The organism is Thalassospira sp. A3_1, from assembly GCF_017744215.1.
GTDB lineage: Bacteria > Pseudomonadota > Alphaproteobacteria > Rhodospirillales > Thalassospiraceae > Thalassospira > Thalassospira lucentensis_A.
Window position 1 is genome coordinate 748,161 of sequence record NZ_JAGHQQ010000001.1, and the last position, 16,118, is coordinate 764,278.

At 57.4% G+C, this 16,118-nt stretch carries 11 protein-coding genes; 4 read left to right on the plus strand and 7 right to left on the minus strand.

Going from position 1 to position 16,118, the window contains the following annotated elements; translation table 11 throughout:
• Window positions 1–183: 183 nt before the first annotated feature.
• On the minus strand, window positions 184–1,488 hold the full coding sequence (locus tag J7395_RS03300) for an HlyD family type I secretion periplasmic adaptor subunit (RefSeq protein ID WP_062960660.1): 1,305 nt from the start codon (window positions 1,486–1,488) through the stop codon (window positions 184–186).
• Window positions 1,488–3,806: a type I secretion system permease/ATPase gene (locus J7395_RS03305; protein ID WP_209220511.1), complete on the minus strand. Its 2,319-nt coding sequence runs from the start codon at window positions 3,804–3,806 to the stop codon at window positions 1,488–1,490. The genes J7395_RS03300 and J7395_RS03305 overlap by 1 nt, the downstream gene beginning before the upstream one ends.
• Window positions 3,807–4,251: 445 nt before the next feature.
• Between J7395_RS03305 and J7395_RS03310 the strand changes: the two genes are divergently transcribed.
• From J7395_RS03310 to J7395_RS03320, 3 genes are all read left to right on the plus strand, one after another.
• On the plus strand, window positions 4,252–5,157 hold the full coding sequence (locus J7395_RS03310) for a M48 family metalloprotease (protein WP_209220512.1): 906 nt from the start codon (window positions 4,252–4,254) through the stop codon (window positions 5,155–5,157).
• 30 nt (window positions 5,158–5,187) lie between these two features.
• Window positions 5,188–5,520, plus strand: coding sequence for an HNH endonuclease signature motif containing protein (locus tag J7395_RS03315; protein WP_247741937.1), 333 nt, complete (start codon window positions 5,188–5,190; stop codon window positions 5,518–5,520).
• Window positions 5,521–5,695: 175 nt separating this feature from the next.
• Window positions 5,696–6,397 (plus strand): MarC family protein, encoded by a 702-nt coding sequence (locus J7395_RS03320; RefSeq protein WP_247741938.1) that lies wholly within the window; start codon window positions 5,696–5,698, stop codon window positions 6,395–6,397.
• A gap of 44 nt (window positions 6,398–6,441) precedes the next feature.
• Here J7395_RS03320 and J7395_RS03325 read toward each other — a convergent pair whose 3' ends face one another.
• The 5 genes from J7395_RS03325 to J7395_RS03345 all read right to left on the minus strand — a co-directional run bounded on the left by J7395_RS03325 (window position 6,442) and on the right by J7395_RS03345 (window position 14,233).
• A complete protein-coding gene (locus J7395_RS03325) occupies window positions 6,442–7,461 on the minus strand; it encodes an Ldh family oxidoreductase (protein WP_209220513.1) in 1,020 nt (339 codons plus the stop codon).
• 27 nt (window positions 7,462–7,488) lie between these two features.
• On the minus strand, window positions 7,489–8,658 hold the full coding sequence (locus tag J7395_RS03330) for an HPP family protein (RefSeq protein WP_209220514.1): 1,170 nt from the start codon (window positions 8,656–8,658) through the stop codon (window positions 7,489–7,491).
• 228 nt (window positions 8,659–8,886) lie between these two features.
• Entirely contained in the window at window positions 8,887–9,825 is a 939-nt protein-coding gene (locus tag J7395_RS03335) for a calcium/sodium antiporter (protein ID WP_209220515.1), read from the minus strand.
• A 165-nt stretch (window positions 9,826–9,990) separates the two neighbouring features.
• The gene (locus tag J7395_RS03340) at window positions 9,991–12,375 is read right to left on the minus strand and encodes a transketolase (protein WP_209220516.1); all 2,385 of its coding nucleotides are present in this window, start codon (window positions 12,373–12,375) and stop codon (window positions 9,991–9,993) included.
• Window positions 12,376–13,015: 640 nt separating this feature from the next.
• A complete protein-coding gene (locus tag J7395_RS03345; RefSeq protein WP_209220517.1) occupies window positions 13,016–14,233 on the minus strand; it encodes a methionine gamma-lyase in 1,218 nt (405 codons plus the stop codon).
• A 224-nt stretch (window positions 14,234–14,457) separates the two neighbouring features.
• On the opposite strand from J7395_RS03345, the gene J7395_RS03350 reads away from it, so the two are divergent.
• Complete coding sequence (locus J7395_RS03350; protein ID WP_209220518.1) at window positions 14,458–16,068, plus strand: sigma 54-interacting transcriptional regulator; 1,611 nt, start codon at window positions 14,458–14,460, stop codon at window positions 16,066–16,068.
• Window positions 16,069–16,118: the final 50 nt, after the last annotated feature.

Below are 16,118 nucleotides of genomic sequence, written 5' to 3' on the forward strand. Positions count from 1 at the left end.
CAACCATCCATATACACTAGTATAGACCCCAATCAAGAGCCCATCAACGGAAGATGAGCACCAGAATCGGTAAATCACATTTTTTTCATGTTTTACGGGGATTTGGAAGGCGAAATTCGCCTCTGACAGAATCTGTCAGGTTGTATAGGGTGGATATAGGCACCCCAAATCGGGCGCCAGTGCCTATTGTTCGCGGAATGCGCGATCAAAACTGTCGGTGATCGGGGCAAACAGATAGGCGAGAATCGTTCTGGCACCGGTCACGATTTCAAGCTGTGCGGCCATTCCCGGCGATAAAATCATGCCTTCATGTTCGGCAAGACTTTCCGAATCGATTTCGATCATCGCCTGAAAATACGGGCGGCCTTCCGGATCCGTCAGACGGTCCGGCGACACATCGGACACAATCCCCTTTACCGGCGCAAACCAGCGCTGACTGAACGCCGTCACCCGGATATTAACCTCAAGCCCCTCATGCACGACATCAATATCGTTCGGCGATACCCGTGCCTCGATCACCAGCTTGTCATCTTGCGGCACGATTTCAAGGACTTGCGCACCGGGCGGGATCACCCCGCCAACGGTCGAAAACTGCAAATTGGTCACCGTCCCGGAACGCGGGGCCTTGATGTCGGACCGCACCAGAATATCCTCGGCCGATCGCAGCCGTTCATTCAGGTCGGAAATCTCGCCCTGGATATCGCGAAGCTCGGTATTGATGGTTTGCAGATTGTCCCGTGTGAGCTGCGCCTGACTGGATTTGACCTGCTGGATTTGCTGTTCGATGCGCGCAATATCGGCCGAAAACCGCCCGATATTACCCAGAATTTCAACCAGACGGCTTTCAAGCTGCAGCAACCGGGTCCGTCTGGCATAGCCAAGATCGACCATCGGTTTGACCATCGCCAGCTCTTCCTTGACGATGCCAACCTGCTGTTCGGCTGCGGTTTTCTGTTCGCGCGTGCCGATAATCTCGCGGCGCAGTTCCTTGATCCGTTCGTCATAAAGGTCAAGTTCACCGCGAAACGCGTTCATGCGGCTTTGAAACAGGGTTTCCTGCGATTCAACAATCCCGGCATATTTCGGATCATAAAGCGGGGCGGGAAACTGAATTCGGTCCTTGTCGCCACGCTCGGCAATCAGGCGCGCCTGTGTCGCCAGCGCATTGAGATACCGGTTGTTAAGCAGGTCATAACTGGCGCGCGCACGCGTATCGTCAAGCCGGATCAGAACATCCCCACCCTGCACGCGCGCACCATTGCGCACCAGAATTTCGCGAATGATCCCGCCTTCGAGATGCTGGACACTCTGGCGGCCCGAAAACGGTGCCACCACGCCGCTTGCCGTCGCGGCGGAATTGATGCGCGCGGTTGCCGCCCACAAAATCACCGACCCGACACCCAGGATCAGGATCAGAAGACCGATCCGCACAAGCGGTCTGACATCGGTTTCAAGTTCGCGCGCGGTCGGAAGCTGCACCCCTGCCATCAGGCACCACCCTGTCTGCGACCAGCCGATCCTTCAACCACGCGAAGCTGCGGCGGGTCGCTGCGTTTCGGGCGCGGGGCCGGTGCTGGCTGTTCTGCGGCGGTGCGTTCGGCGGCACGCCGTGCCTTGCGGGCTTCTTCCCGCGCGGCGGCCTTTTTGGCCAGAACCTGCGCACGTGCTTCCTTGCGGCTGGCTTCAAGGGCGGCTTCGCGGGCGGTTTTGCGCGCGCTCAGTCTTTGCTGTTCCTGTTTTTCACGGGCGATGCGCATCCGTTCCGCACGTTCATCCGCCGTTGCCGCGGCCTTTTTACGGGTTGCCGGGCGCATGGTCATCATGGTGCCGCCCGGTGTCGGTTGCGGCACCATTTCGGCGCGTTCGATCCCGGCCGTTGCCTTGGCCTGCGCGGCACGGCTGGCCTGTGCGCGGGTCGGCGTCGGCGTCGGCATGATGCCTGCCGGCAGGAGCGGCTGTTCAGGTGTCTGATTTTGCGACGAATTCTTTTCAATGATCGGGCGTGGGGCATCCGGATTGGGAACGGCAATCCGTTTGGGGGTGATCCGCATTTGTCCGTCACGCGCCGGTTCGGTCGCGGGCGAGGCCATTGGGGCGGGAGGAGGCGCGATCATCTGATCGGCCTTGGCCCGCACCGGCACGACCTGAATCTGCCCGTTGGCAAGGGCAAGGATCGCATCGGCCCGCAAAAGAATTTCGCGTTCGTGACTGACGATAAAGGTCGTGATCCCGGCCCGGCGCACGATATCGATCAACGCACTGATATGACCAACACCATTGTCATCAAGGGCGGTTGTCGGTTCATCCAGCAGCAACAGGCGCGGCCGCCCGAACAGGGCGGCGGCAAGGGCAATCAACTGCCGCTGCCCGCCCGAAAGGTTGCGCCCGCCCCGTTCAACCCGGGTTTCATAGCCATCGGGAAGATCAAGGATGAATTTATGCGCCCCGGCCAGTTCGGCCGCCTGAATGATGTCGCGCATTTCCGCATTGCCAAGACGCGCGATATTTTCGGCAATCGTTCCGGGAAACAGGAACGGGTTCTGCGACAGATAGCCGACCTGCGGGCCAAGTTCACCGCGATCAATCCGCGATGCTTCGATCTCGTCAAGTTTGACCGATCCCGATCCGGGCACCCAGATGCCCATGATCAGCTTCAAAAGGGCGGTTTTACCAACCCCATTGAACCCGGCGATGGAAATCACCTGCCCCGGCCCGGTCTTGAAGGAAAATCCCTTGAACAGGACGTTTCGGCTGCCCGGTGGTGCAAAGACCAACCGGTCAACAGTCACCGACATACCGCGCCCGCGCGGCAGCGGGGCCGTATTCGTCTGACGTTTATCCAGAAGGATCTTGTTAAGCCGTTCGAACGAATTGCGTGCCGAATTCCAGCTCCGCCATGCCGAAACCGCCCCATCAAATGGCGCCAGCCCGCGCATCCCCATGATCATGGATGCCACCATGATCCCGATCGTGATGCTCTCAGTCAGCACCAGATAGGCGCCAACCCCGATAAAGCACACCTGCATCGCCAGACGAATGAAATGCGAAAGCGTGGTCGATGTGCCGACCCGGCGGCTGGCCTGACCTTCCCAATACAGGGCATCGGACTGGTCTGCCTGCCAGCGCTGGCGTGCGGACGGGGTCATGCCCATGGCTTCCATCGCCTCGGCATTGCGGATATAGGTTTCTTCCTGTGCGATGCCCCGGTTCTGGCTTTCTTCGGACCGGTCGACCGAAATCTTTGCCGCCGCCTCGTTGGCAATCGCAATCAGGATCAGGATCGTCGCCCCGGCACAGGCCACAAGCCCAAGCCGCGTATCAAAGACGAAAACCACACCGATATAAACCGGCGCCCACATGAAATCGATCAGGGTAAAGGGCCCCGATCCGGTCAGAAACCCGCGCAGACCATAAAGATCGCGCAAGGGTCGCTGGCGCATATTGTTACCGCGTGCCGCCTGCTGCACGACATGGGCAAACAGATCGCCACCAAGTCGAAGATCAAGTGCGGTGCCAACCCGGATCAGAAGGCGGGAACGCAACTGTTCCATCGCCGCAATAAAGACCAGGACAAGCACGATCCCAAGCGTCAGCAACAGCAGCGTATCGACACTGCGGCTGGAAAGGACACGGTCAAATACCTGCATCGAATAGATCGGGATGACCATGTTCAGCATGTTGATGACCATGCTGAATCCGCCGACAAGGGCAATCGACCGCCAGAACACCCGTTCCAGCGGGGTGCGATCCCCTTCCCGTGTCGCGCCCGCCTTGCGGACCGACTGGATTTTGTCCAGCAGGGTCATTGCGTTCCTTCCCGAAACCCCGTTCGCAGCAAGTCTTGTATCATATCAAATATGGTGCACGCGCCAAACGACCCGCGACAAACCTGTTACGAGCCACCTATCCGATTGCATAAGCACTATTCTAGGGCAACATATAAGGATGTGTTAACAAATTAAGGAAGTTCAACGATTTGCGGGCAATAATGCCGTCTTTCGCACATCCCCGGATGCGATCATTGGCTGCGAATCCGGCCCCACCCGCAACGCCCTGCCATCGAACCGATAGCCGCAATTCACGGGCAACATACTGGAAATCATTCATTTTCCGGTTTGAATTGCGCGATCTCAAATCCATACCACGGCTTTTGACATAACCTTGAAACCACCTGCCGGGAAATTCTCTGCCCTTGCTGTTCCGGCGCAAAGGAACAACTTTTCATACAGGGAAAGAGAATCGGTAAACCGCATGGAAAACGACGAAAACAACCAGTCAGATCTCCCCGGCTTCCTGCAACGCTTTCTTGCCATCAGCCCGGGGGGTGCATCGCACACCTTTCCTTTGATGGCCTGCATGGCGGGTGTTCTTGCGGCCTGCGCATGGATGCTGGGCGGATTGTCGATGGCGATTTCGGCTGCGATTGCGGTTGCGCTGATGCTGATGCTTGCCCCCATGGTTTCGCCCGAAATCCTGATGAAGCTTCTGCGTGCCCGGCCACTCGATAGCGGATCATTCCCCGCCATTCACGAAATGGCGGCCATGCTGGCGCGCCGTGCCGGGCTTGATTACCTACCCAAACTTTTCCTTCTGCCGGGCAAGGGGGTCAATGCGATCACCACCGGCACCGCCGAGGATACCACCATCGCAATCTCCAGCGACGCTCTGCATGACCTTTCCCCGCGCCAGATGCGCGCCCTTCTGGCGCACGAGATCGCCCACGCATGGCATGGCGATACCCGCATCCTTCTGATGACCGATGTGCTGTATCGCGCGACCTGGACGGTGGCCCTGTTCGGATTGATGGTTTTCATCTTTGGCGATCTGAACCCGCCGGCATGGATGATCATCATTTTCGGGGCAGTACCCACAATCAGCTTCCTGTTGCAGCGCGCAGTAATCCGGGATCGTGAATTCATTGCCGATCACGGCGCAAGCGACCTTCTGAACGGACCCGAAGACATGATCGATGCGCTTTTGCATATCGATCAGATCAATCGCCGCCGCCTGCGTCTGATCGCCTATCGCAGCACGCAACCGCCATCCCTGCTTGATACCCATCCGTCTGTCGGCGCGCGCATCCGGGCATTGCGGAACCTCAAACCCGGCACATGGCAGAAATTCTTTGAAAACCGGCGTCCACCCGGCGCAAACTAACCCGATCCGACAACAACGACACCCTCTTTCATGCCCCTATCATCCACCCCAGATCAGGAACTTGGTCCCTGCCCGATTTGCGGGCGGAAGATGATCGCGGGCGACAGTGTCGACCGGCATCACTGGACGCCAAAATCAAGGGGCGGCACGGATACCCAATGGCTGCACCGCGTCTGTCATCGCATGATCCACCGATTGTTTGACGAAACCACACTGGCGCGCGATTTCGATACACCGGAAAAAATCATCACCCATCCCGATATGCAGACATTCATCCGATGGATACGCAAAAAGCCCGTTGATTATGTCGACTGGCCGGAAAATACCGGACGATACGGGCGCAATCGTCGCCGCAGCCGTTAAAATCACGAAAATCGACAACAGCCGATTGCATTTTGCCGCCGACATAAAGGTTTACCTTGCGTGGCCGGGCCGATATACGGCCTCAGTTTTGCGGCGACAAACCTGGTCGCAATTGGCACTATGACAAACGATCAGCCTTAGGGTCAGGACCCTACGAACGGACAAAGGAAACCAGATGCCAAGCCTAGACATGCTGAGCGAACTGATCCCGGCCTTTGTCACGTTATTTGTGATCATCGACCCGATCGGGCTGGTGCCGGTCTTTATCGTTCTGACACAGGGCACCGATACCAGACATCGCCGCCGCATGGCGATCCGGGCCTGCATCGCAAGCTTCCTGATCCTTGCCGCCTTTGCCGTGGTAGGCGAAAGCGTGCTGGGCATCTTTGGCATTCACATGCCGGCCTTCCGGATTGCCGGCGGAACACTTCTGTTCCTGATCGCGCTTGAAATGCTGTTTGAACGCCGCAGCCAGAAACGCAACCAGCGCGCCGAACAGGTTCATCAGGAACTTGAAGACGAACACGAACTTGATCAGCAGATCACCGACACCAAACCGGCACAACCCGACGAAGAACCCGACGACATTTCGATCTTCCCGATGTCGATCCCGTTCCTCGCCGGTCCCGGTTCCATCGCGACCGTGATGCTGCTGATGGGCAAATATGAAAACAGCGTGGTGATGCAGGTCAGCGTCGTCGCGGTTGTCGGCCTTGTCATGCTCTGCGCGCTGACCATGTTCCTTCTGGCCAATCTGGTCGCCAAACGCCTGAGCCCGACGGTCGCGACCGTGATCTCCCGCCTGCTCGGCATGATCCTCGCCGCCCTTGCGGTTCAGTTCATCATCGATGGCATCAAGCAGGCGTTTTTCCCGTAATACCGAAAAAGGGCGGAGCCCCCAGCCATCCCTATACCGTGATGTCAAACAGCTTCGGCCAGAATACTTAGCTCATCATGCAGCGCCTTGGGGATCGTCACCCCGTTTTTGCGGCTACGTTCACGGGCCTCAAACCGGCGCTGTGATGGCAGACGTGCCCCCTGTTCGATAATCCGCTCAAACAGTTCCTCAGCGTGATCAAAGTGTTTTTGCGCCTCTTCGCCAAGGAAGGTTTCCGGGGCGAAGGCGATAATGATTTCCCCGTGATGCGGATTGCCCGGTCTATCTTCGGACGCCGCATGGGTTTCGTGCCCCAGAACATCCCCAATCAATGGCCCGGCCAGCAAACCGATCATGGTCGAAAGTGCGGATCCCTTATGCCCGCCAAAGGTCAGCATCGCCCCTGCAAGCGCCTTGGTGGCATCCGTTGTCGGCTGACCGTTTTCATCAATCGCCCAACCTTCAGGAATTTCCTTGCCAGCCCGACGATGAAGCTCGATCTCGCCGCGTGCAATAACGCTGGTGGCAAAATCGAACGTATAGGGGTTTTTCCCCGGACGCGGCCATGAAAAGGCTATCGGATTGGTCCCCAAAAGCGGTTTTGTTCCCCCCGCTGGCGCAACAAAGGCATGGGTCGGCGTCATCGCCATACCAACCAGCCCATGGGCGGAAATCTGTTCAACCTCCGGCCACAGAGCCGAAAAATGAAAACTGTTATTGATCGCCAGAACCGAAATCCCGCAATGGCGTGCTTTTTCAATCAGAAAAGGCAAGCCTTTCTCGAATGACAGTAGCGAGCACCCCTTATGCGCATTGATCCGGGTAACTGCCGGAGCCTGATCCATAATTTCAGGCAGCACATGGGTATCAAGCCCGCCATTACGTGCAGTCTGCACACATCCGATCAAACGATACAGACCATGGGAATGGCATTCATCAATCTGGGCTGCAATGACACTGCGCATGATCGCACTGGCATGTTCATGGCTGAAACCGCCCGCCTCAAGCACGGCAAGGCTAAGTTTTTCGGCCTGTTTGATCGATAAGGTGACGGTATCAGTCATACTGTCTTCCAATTCCGCAAAACACGTTCATTCTGAACTGTGATGGATTTGACCATGGCTCAACCCGGCATGGGCCAAGGCAGCAATCAGGTCTGTACGCGTTACAATACCAATGATCTTACCAGATTCAACAACCGGCACCGCATCACATGCCCCATCGGCCATCAACGGTAACAGGGCGGCAATCGGCGTACTTGCCGTGGCACGCGGCTCTGTCACCGACATGATCTCGATGGCGCGCACCGGTGCGCTACGCTGCCGGTCGATCAGCCGCGACATTGCCGCCATTAACCCACGATCCAGACGCAGTGCATCTTCGCGGGCACGCCGGATCAGATGAATCTGAAAGATCACACCCAGATACTGCCCGCTCTCGCCAACCACCGGTAAAGAGGTAAAGCTGTGGCGACGAAACAGGTCGGCGACCTCGTTAAGCGGGGTTTTGGCATTCACCGTCACCAGATCGCGCGACATGATCTGCCCTGCCGTGATCGGCCCGGCGCGATGGGCCGCGACCTGAAATTCGGCGGCACCGATCAGACGGGCCAGGTCTTCGACACCAAGGTTAAGCGACTGGCGATATTGCTGTAAAATGGTGTTCAGTTCACTCTCGTCCAGACCAAGCCGCTCGATCGGGGCGCGGTCCGCGGTTTGATACGGCCCCTTGTCATCGAAGTGACGCAACGGATATTTCCGCCCGGTCGCCCGGGCATAAAGCACTGCCGTCAGAACAAGAATTACCGTAATCGCGGTAACCGGTGTGATGGCAAACCGAAATCCAAGCTCGGTTGCAATATCCGGGTTCATGGCAACAACCATCGCAACCGCCCCGCCCGGCGGATGAACCGCGCGCGCCAAGATCATAACGGTAATGGCAAGCCCCACGGCCACCGCCACCCGCAAAACCGGGTCAGGGATCACATAACAAACCGCAACCCCGGCAAGGGCAGCAACAGAGTTGCCGACAATCGCTGACCACGGCTGGGCCAGCGGGCTGTTTGGTACGGCAAACAGCAGCACCGATGACGCCCCGAACGGCGCAATCAGATAAAGCCCGGCAGCATGCAGATCAAGGAACGACAGAACGAAACCGGCAACCCCCAGCCCGATCAACGCCCCGAACCCGGCACGGATGGCTTCCTTATGCGTGCTGGCCGGTATCGCCGGATAAAGCGCGCGAAAGTTGCGAATTTTCATAGGATTGGTTCATTTCCGGCCCATTATTGAACATTTTATTATCGTTCAATTTTTATAAATGCGATTTTTTCTAGTACTTATAATTCACATTCCCGTCAATAACGGCGACCGATAAATCCTCAACAAAAAGGAGGGCACCCGGCCCTCCTGTTGAACTTTTCGCGGTAAGGCCTTTGATCGCAATGCCCTGCAAAAGGCCGGATCGCGCCCGTGCTGATTGGCAATATTTTACTGCGCGGTCAGAACATATCCGCCATAGGCGACAAGCATCACAATCCCGATCCCCCGCCCGACCGTTTGACGGCGCAACAGCAAAGTCAGAACCAGCGACGCCGCAATCATGATCGGCAGATCAAAGGTCAGGAAGCGGCTGGCAACCGGGATCGGGGCAATGATGGCGGTCAGGCCAAGAATGCCCAGAATGTTGAAAATGTTCGATCCGACGATATTGCCGATGGCAATTTCCGACTGCTTGCGCAAGGCCGCGATTAACGAGGTGGCGAGTTCCGGCAGGGAAGTACCCACCGCAACAACCGTAAGCCCGATAAACGCCTCGGACACGCCAAAGGTCCGGGCAATCGTCACCGCCCCATCGACCATGAAACGCGCGCCAAACATCAACGCCACCAGCCCGCCAATCACCCAGATCAGCGACAGCCACAAGCCACGCACCGGAACCGGCAGAACCGGCAGATCGCCCTCATCGGCAAGCGGCGCATTGGGCCCATTGCGCGACTGGCGATAGGCAAACACGAGGTAAGCGACAAGCGATGCAAACAGGATCCCCCCGGCAACACGCCCCATCATCCCGAAGGCAAAGATCGGCACAAGGATAATGGCCGCCGCCATCATCACCGCCGTATCGCGTTTCAGCGTATCGCCAGAAACCCGGATCGGCCAGACAAGGGCCGACACCCCCACGATCAACAGAATATTGGCAATATTCGATCCAACAACATTGCCAAGCGCAATATCGGAAACCCCGCGCAGGGCCGCATCAACCGAAACCAGCAATTCCGGGGTCGATGTGCCAAAGCCAACCACGGTCAGGCCGATCAGAAGCGGCGGCATCGCCAGACGCTGCGCAATCCCGACACTGCCACGCACCAGCGCCTCGCCCCCGAAAAACAGACCGGCAAGGCCCGCCAGCAACATCAGATATTCCATAACCAAAGCCCCCAAAATGCGCCAATGATCAATATTGTCACAGCATACAGCGCGCAGATGTGTGTGCACCCCGGGGCCAGCGCAAGTGACCCTGATTACATTTCCGTCCGCAAAGCAAAACGGCCGGGAATTTCCCGGCCGTTAACACAGATTTCCAGATGGATATCAATCCCAGCGTTTGGTCGCGCGGATGATCGCATCGGTATCGATCTGGTAATATTTATAAAGATCAATGCTGTCGCCGCACTGGCCAAACGCATTGACGCCAAGCGGGGCGACGGCGTGACCGCGGACCGAACCAAGCCACGCCAATGCCGCCGGATGACCGTCAATCACGGTAACAAGACGCGCATCCGATGCCAGCGGTTTCAGAAGGTTTTCGATATGGGCCATGCGCCCGTCCGATTTGCCTTCAAGGCGCGCCCGTTCCAGATCCTGCCATTCGTTATAAAGCCGGTCAGTCGATGTCACCGCAAGCAAGCCAATCCCCGGATGATCGGCTTCAAGCTTTTCCCACGCGGCAATCGCTTCGGGGGCCATCGCCCCGCAATAGGCAATCGCCATTTTGCAATTTTCGCCCGGCTCGCGCAGCCAGTACCCACCCGATACGATTTCGGATTTGGTGGCATCGGAAAGATCACGTTCCGGCTGTGCCAGCGGCTTGGTCGACAGGCGCAGATAAACCGATCCGCCTTCGGGATTTTGCAGATGATCAAATGACCAGCCCATGATGGTCGCAAGTTCATCGCCAAAGCTTGGCTCGAAACTGGTCAGGCCCGGCTGCCCCATGCCGATCATCGGGGTTGAAATCGACTGATGCGCACCCCCTTCCGGCGCCAGCGTAATACCGCTTGGCGTGGCAACGACCATAAACCGCGCATCCTGATAACAGGCATAATTCAACGCATCGAGGCCGCGTGCAATGAACGGATCATAAAGCGTCCCAATCGGAAACAGCCGCTGCCCGAACAGGCTGTGCGACAGGCCAAGGGCGGCCAGGTTCAAAAACAGGTTGTTTTCGGCAATGCCAAGTTCGACATGCTGGCCTTCGGGCGATCTGATCCATTTCTGGGCCGAGGGCACCTTGCGTTCGCGGAATTCATCGGCAAGATTTTCACGCGCAAACAGCCCGCGCTGGTTCACAAACCCGCCAAGGTTGGTCGATACCGTCACATCGGGCGATGTGGTGACGATCCGGTCCGCCAGATCGCTATCCTTCATTTTCGCAAGCTCGTTCAGGATTTTGCCAAAAACTTCCTGCGTGCTCGATGTATCAACCCGGGCATAGGGCATTTCGGGGATGTCGATGACGGTCGCGAGCTTCTTGCGCGATTTGCCGTCATTAAACGGTGCTGCATCGATATAGGCACGCACCTTGTCCTCGGCCACGTCAAGACCGGCGGCGTAATCCCATTCCTGCCCGTCCTGAACATTGTTCTGTTTTTTGAACGCATCCATCTGGGCCACATTCATAAGGCCCGCATGGTTGTCCTTGTGCCCCTGAAGCGGGGTGGCATAGCCCTTGACCGTATAGGCGATAAAGATTGTCGGCTTGTCATTGGGAACGGAATCAAACGCATTAAGAACCGCTTCCATGCAATGCCCGCCCAGATTGGTCATCAGGTCATGCAGGGCATCGTCATCATAATCGCCCAGCAGGCTTGCCAGCGCATTGTCGCCCGGCATATCGCCAAGGATCTGTTTGCGCCATGCCGCACCCCCCTGGAAGGTCAGGGCGGAATAGACATCATTCGGCGCCTCGTTCAGCCATTTTTTCAATGACCTGCCACCCGGCTTGGCAAAGGCATCATGCAGCTTGCGGCCATATTTGATGGTGATCACGTTCCAGCCGACCGCCCGGAAAAACCGGCCGATCACGCGGAACAGATGCGCATCGATCATGCCGTCAAGGCTTTGACGGTTGTAATCAATCACCCACCAGACATTGCGAATATCATGCTTCCAGGTATCAAGAAGCGCCTCATAGATATTGCCTTCATCAAGCTCCGCATCGCCAACAAGCGCAACCATGCGACCGGGCTGCTCGCCACGCGGCAGCATATCCTTGTAACGCAGGTAATCCTGCGTCAACGCGGCAAAGTTGGTCACCGCCGCGCCAAGCCCAACCGACCCGGTCGAAAAATCGACAACATCGCCATCCTTGGTCCGCGAGGGATAGGATTGCGCGCCGCCAAATGCGCGGAAGTTTTCAAGCTTTTCCCTGGTCTGGCGACCAAACAGGTAATTGATCGCATGGAAAACCGGCGATGCATGCGGCTTGACCGCGACCCGGTCCTGCGGGCGCAGGACATTGAAATAAAGCGCCGTCATCAATGTGGTCATCGATGCGCAGCTTGCCTGATGGCCGCCGACCTTGATGCCATCGCGCTTCGGGCGGATATGGTTGGCGTTATGGATGGTCCAGCTTGATAGCCAGCGCACCTTTTTTTCAATCTGGCCCAGCATCTCAAGATCCTTGGCCGCCACGCGCCCGGTCGAGGTTGCTTCGATCATTTCGCCAATTTCAGGTGTGCTGTTTTGTGCTGACATCTTTATCTCGCCTCTCGCTAGCGTTTCGGCCCGGCATCACCGGTTTTGCCGCACGCCTTATTTCGGTATGGATTTGCGTATTTTTGCTGCTACGAAGCGCCAATCAAGCGAAAGCAACAAAAATCGCAGGATTGACGAAACTTTCAAAAAACCCTCGTTCAGCCCACGCAAGTTTTTTGAAATTCGTCGAATGAGGCACACAGGCCCGGAATTGATTTTTGGCTGTCTTCAATCCCGATTCGGGATGCCTTAGAGCCTTTTCCGTTTAGATTGAACGTTTTGCCGAAGGCATTCTTCTGTCCTGCAAGGAAAGGATCGCAGAGCGTAGCGGGGCTACGGTCAAGATCCTTGACGCTGCGGGGCAGAAGAATGTCCCGGCCCGAAGGGTTCGGGTTTGGCGACGTTTCGCTACGTTACACCGCTTGAACGATGCCCCGCATCGCCCTTGCGCGCTGTGCCTTGCAAAACCGTTCGCCAAACGCGAGCAAAATCGCTTCAATCTAAACGGAAAAGGCTCTAACCCTGCCAAGGCGGTTGCCGCATGGCGTGGAACGGCACCCACGCCATGCGCAACCTTATACGGACCGAAAATCGTTCGGGGGGTGCGGTCCGCCTCCCTTGTTCGGGAAATACCGGATTATTATTCGGCGGCAATCGCCATCTGATCCCCGTCAAGCGCCTGCTCAAGATCGGCAAGAATATCGTCGATGCTTTCAAGACCGGCGGACAGACGGATCAGGCCGTCGGTGATCTGATACTCGGCGCGTTCTTCGGGCGTATAGGTCGAATGGGTCATTGATGCCGGGTGCTGGATCAGGGTTTCGGCATCGCCAAGGCTGACCGCGCGCGTGATCATGTTAAGACCGTTCATAAGCTTGCGGCCCTCTTCGATCCCGCCTTTAAGTTCAAACGCGATCATGCCGCCAAAGCGGGCCATCTGCTTTTTCGCCAGTTCATATTGCGCAAAGCTCTCAAGACCGGGATAGAAAACCTTTTCAACCTTCGGATGATTTTCAAGGAAGGCCGCGATTTTTTCCGCATTGTCGCAATGGCGTTCCATACGAAGTTCAAGCGTCTTGAGCCCCCGCATCACCAGATTGGCATCCTGCGGCGACAGGACCGCACCGGTCATGTCTTTCAGGCCAACAAGGCGAACCTGTTCAAGGTCTTCCGCACGGCCAATCACCGCACCGGCCATCAGATCACCATGACCGCCCAGATATTTGGTCGCCGAATGCACGACAATATCAGCCCCTAGCTCAATCGGGCGCTGCAGATACGGCGTGCAATAGGTGTTATCGACCACGACCTGGGCACCATGTTTGTGCGCGATGTCGGAAATGGCTTCGATATCGACCAGGCGCATGTTCGGGTTGGCCGGGGTTTCGAAATAAACGATTTTGGTTTTGTCCGAAATCGCCTTTTCAAGTTCCTTCGGATCGGTCAGGTCAACATGGGTATGCTTGATCCCGAATTTCTCAAGCCCGTGGCGGAAATAGGCGAATGTGCAGCCATAAAGGGTGCGGTCCACAATGATCTCGTCGCCCGGCGCAATGAATGTCCAGAAGACCGACGTGATCGCCCCCATGCCCGACGCGGTTGCAAGGGCCGCTTCACCACCCTCAAGCACCGCCAGACGGCTTTCAAGAAGGGCCAGCGTCGGGTTGGCAATACGCGAATAGATAAAGCCCTGCTCTTCCCCGGCAAACATGCGCCCGCCCTGCTCGGCGGTTTCAAACGCAAAGGTGGAGCTCATGTAAACCGGCGGGTTCAGCGCGCCATTATGGCTTTGCGGATCATACCCATGATGGATGGCGCGGGTGGCAAAACCGGATTTGGTGTGACGCGGATCAGACATGAAAGGCTCCCGTTATCTAAAGTGTTCTGCCCCCATAACCGCAAGGCCCATGCCAGAATTGAAAACCCATGTATTTCAATTACTTAGCGCCACCGCCCTTAGATCAACTGTAAACTTAAGTTTACAAACACCTTCACCAACGGCGACATTTTGGCAAAACCACTGGAAAACAGCCCCTTACGACTGTATAGTTTTCGTTACAGCGTAAACATTTCGGTACAGTCATGCGTTTTGAAATCACCGGGGAAAACAGGGTCGGCATCACGCGGGACGTCGTCAATGTGCTGGCGGATTTCAAACTTGATATCCGCGCCTTTGAGGTCACAACCCATCATATCTTTGCCGATATCCCGGCAATCCGGCCGGAACGCTTTCCGCTGCTGGCCCATCGTTTGATGCAGCTACCCGGCATTGAGGACGTCAAACCGATTGACCGCCTGCCGACCGAACGCAGACGCGCCCAATTGCACGCAACCCTTGCCGCCCTTGGCGATCCGGTGATCGCGGTGGATGCCAACGGCCTGATCGCGCAGGCCAACCCGGCCGCCCAGAATATCGCAGGCTCCCCCGATGCGCCGCTGCGCGACCGCCCCTTGGCCGATTTCCTGACCGACCCGGATATTGATGACCTGCGCCAAAGCCATTTCCGCCTGCCGGAACGCGAAGTCACACTGGGCGGGCAGACCTATCTGTTGCAGGTCGAACCCATCGGCCATGTCGATGATGGCACCGACGCCGCCGATGACGAGCCGTGGGGCGGGGTCATGGTGTTTCACCGGGCCGCACGCCTTGGCCGCGTCATGACCGCCCTTCAGGATCGCAGCCACACCGGATTTGACGACATCATCGGCCAAAGCAAGATCCTGGCACGGGTCAAGGCACAGGCAAAACGACTGGCATCGGTCGACGCCCCGCTTCTGATCCTGGGTGAAACCGGCACGGGGAAGGAGCTTTTCGCCCGCGCCTGCCACCGTGCCAGCAACCGCGCCGATCAGCCGTTTCTGGCCCTTAACTGTGCCGCCATGCCCGAAGGCCTGGCCGAAAGCGAACTGTTTGGCTATGCCGCCGGGGCCTTTACCAGTGCGCGGCGTGGTGGCAAGCCGGGGCTTCTGGAACTGGCCGATGGTGGCACATTGTTTCTCGATGAAATCGGCGAACTGACACCGTATTTACAGGCAAAGCTTCTGCGCGTGTTGCAGGATGGCCGGTTCCGGCGTGTCGGTGGCACGGATGAAATTGCGGTGGATGTCCGCATCATCAGTGCGACCAACCGCGACCTTGAAGCCATGTCGCATGACGGCACATTCCGCGAAGACCTTTATTTCCGCCTTAACGTCCTTGGCATCACCCTCCCGCCCTTGCGCGACCGGCGCGAAGACATTGCCGAACTGGCCCTTTATTTCGTCACCCGCACCGCCCAGCAAACCGAACGCCCCACACCCCATATCGCAAGGGACGCCCTATCCTGGCTTGCCAGCCACGACTGGCCCGGCAATGTGCGCGAACTGGAAAACACCCTGTTTCGCGCCGTCGCCCTTCTGGATGGCGACATCCTGACCGCACGCGACCTGACCACAACCGCAAGCAACCCGCCCGCCACGGCCGCGGATGAACCCGGCAAACTCCGCGATCCGGCAACCACCGCCCCCGCAACCGACCCGATCAATGCCGCCATCGCCCAAGGAAGCCTTGCCGATGGGATCGACATGCTCGAACGTGAAATGCTGATGCGCCTTTACCCGGATTATCCAAGCTCGCGGAAGCTTGCCGAACGGCTTGGAATCTCGCACACTGCGATTGCCCGCAAGCTTCGCAAATATGGCATTTCCGGTTGATCTTGCCTCCCATGTTGCATTGCGGCATGATCCACCTAACTTATGAGGAG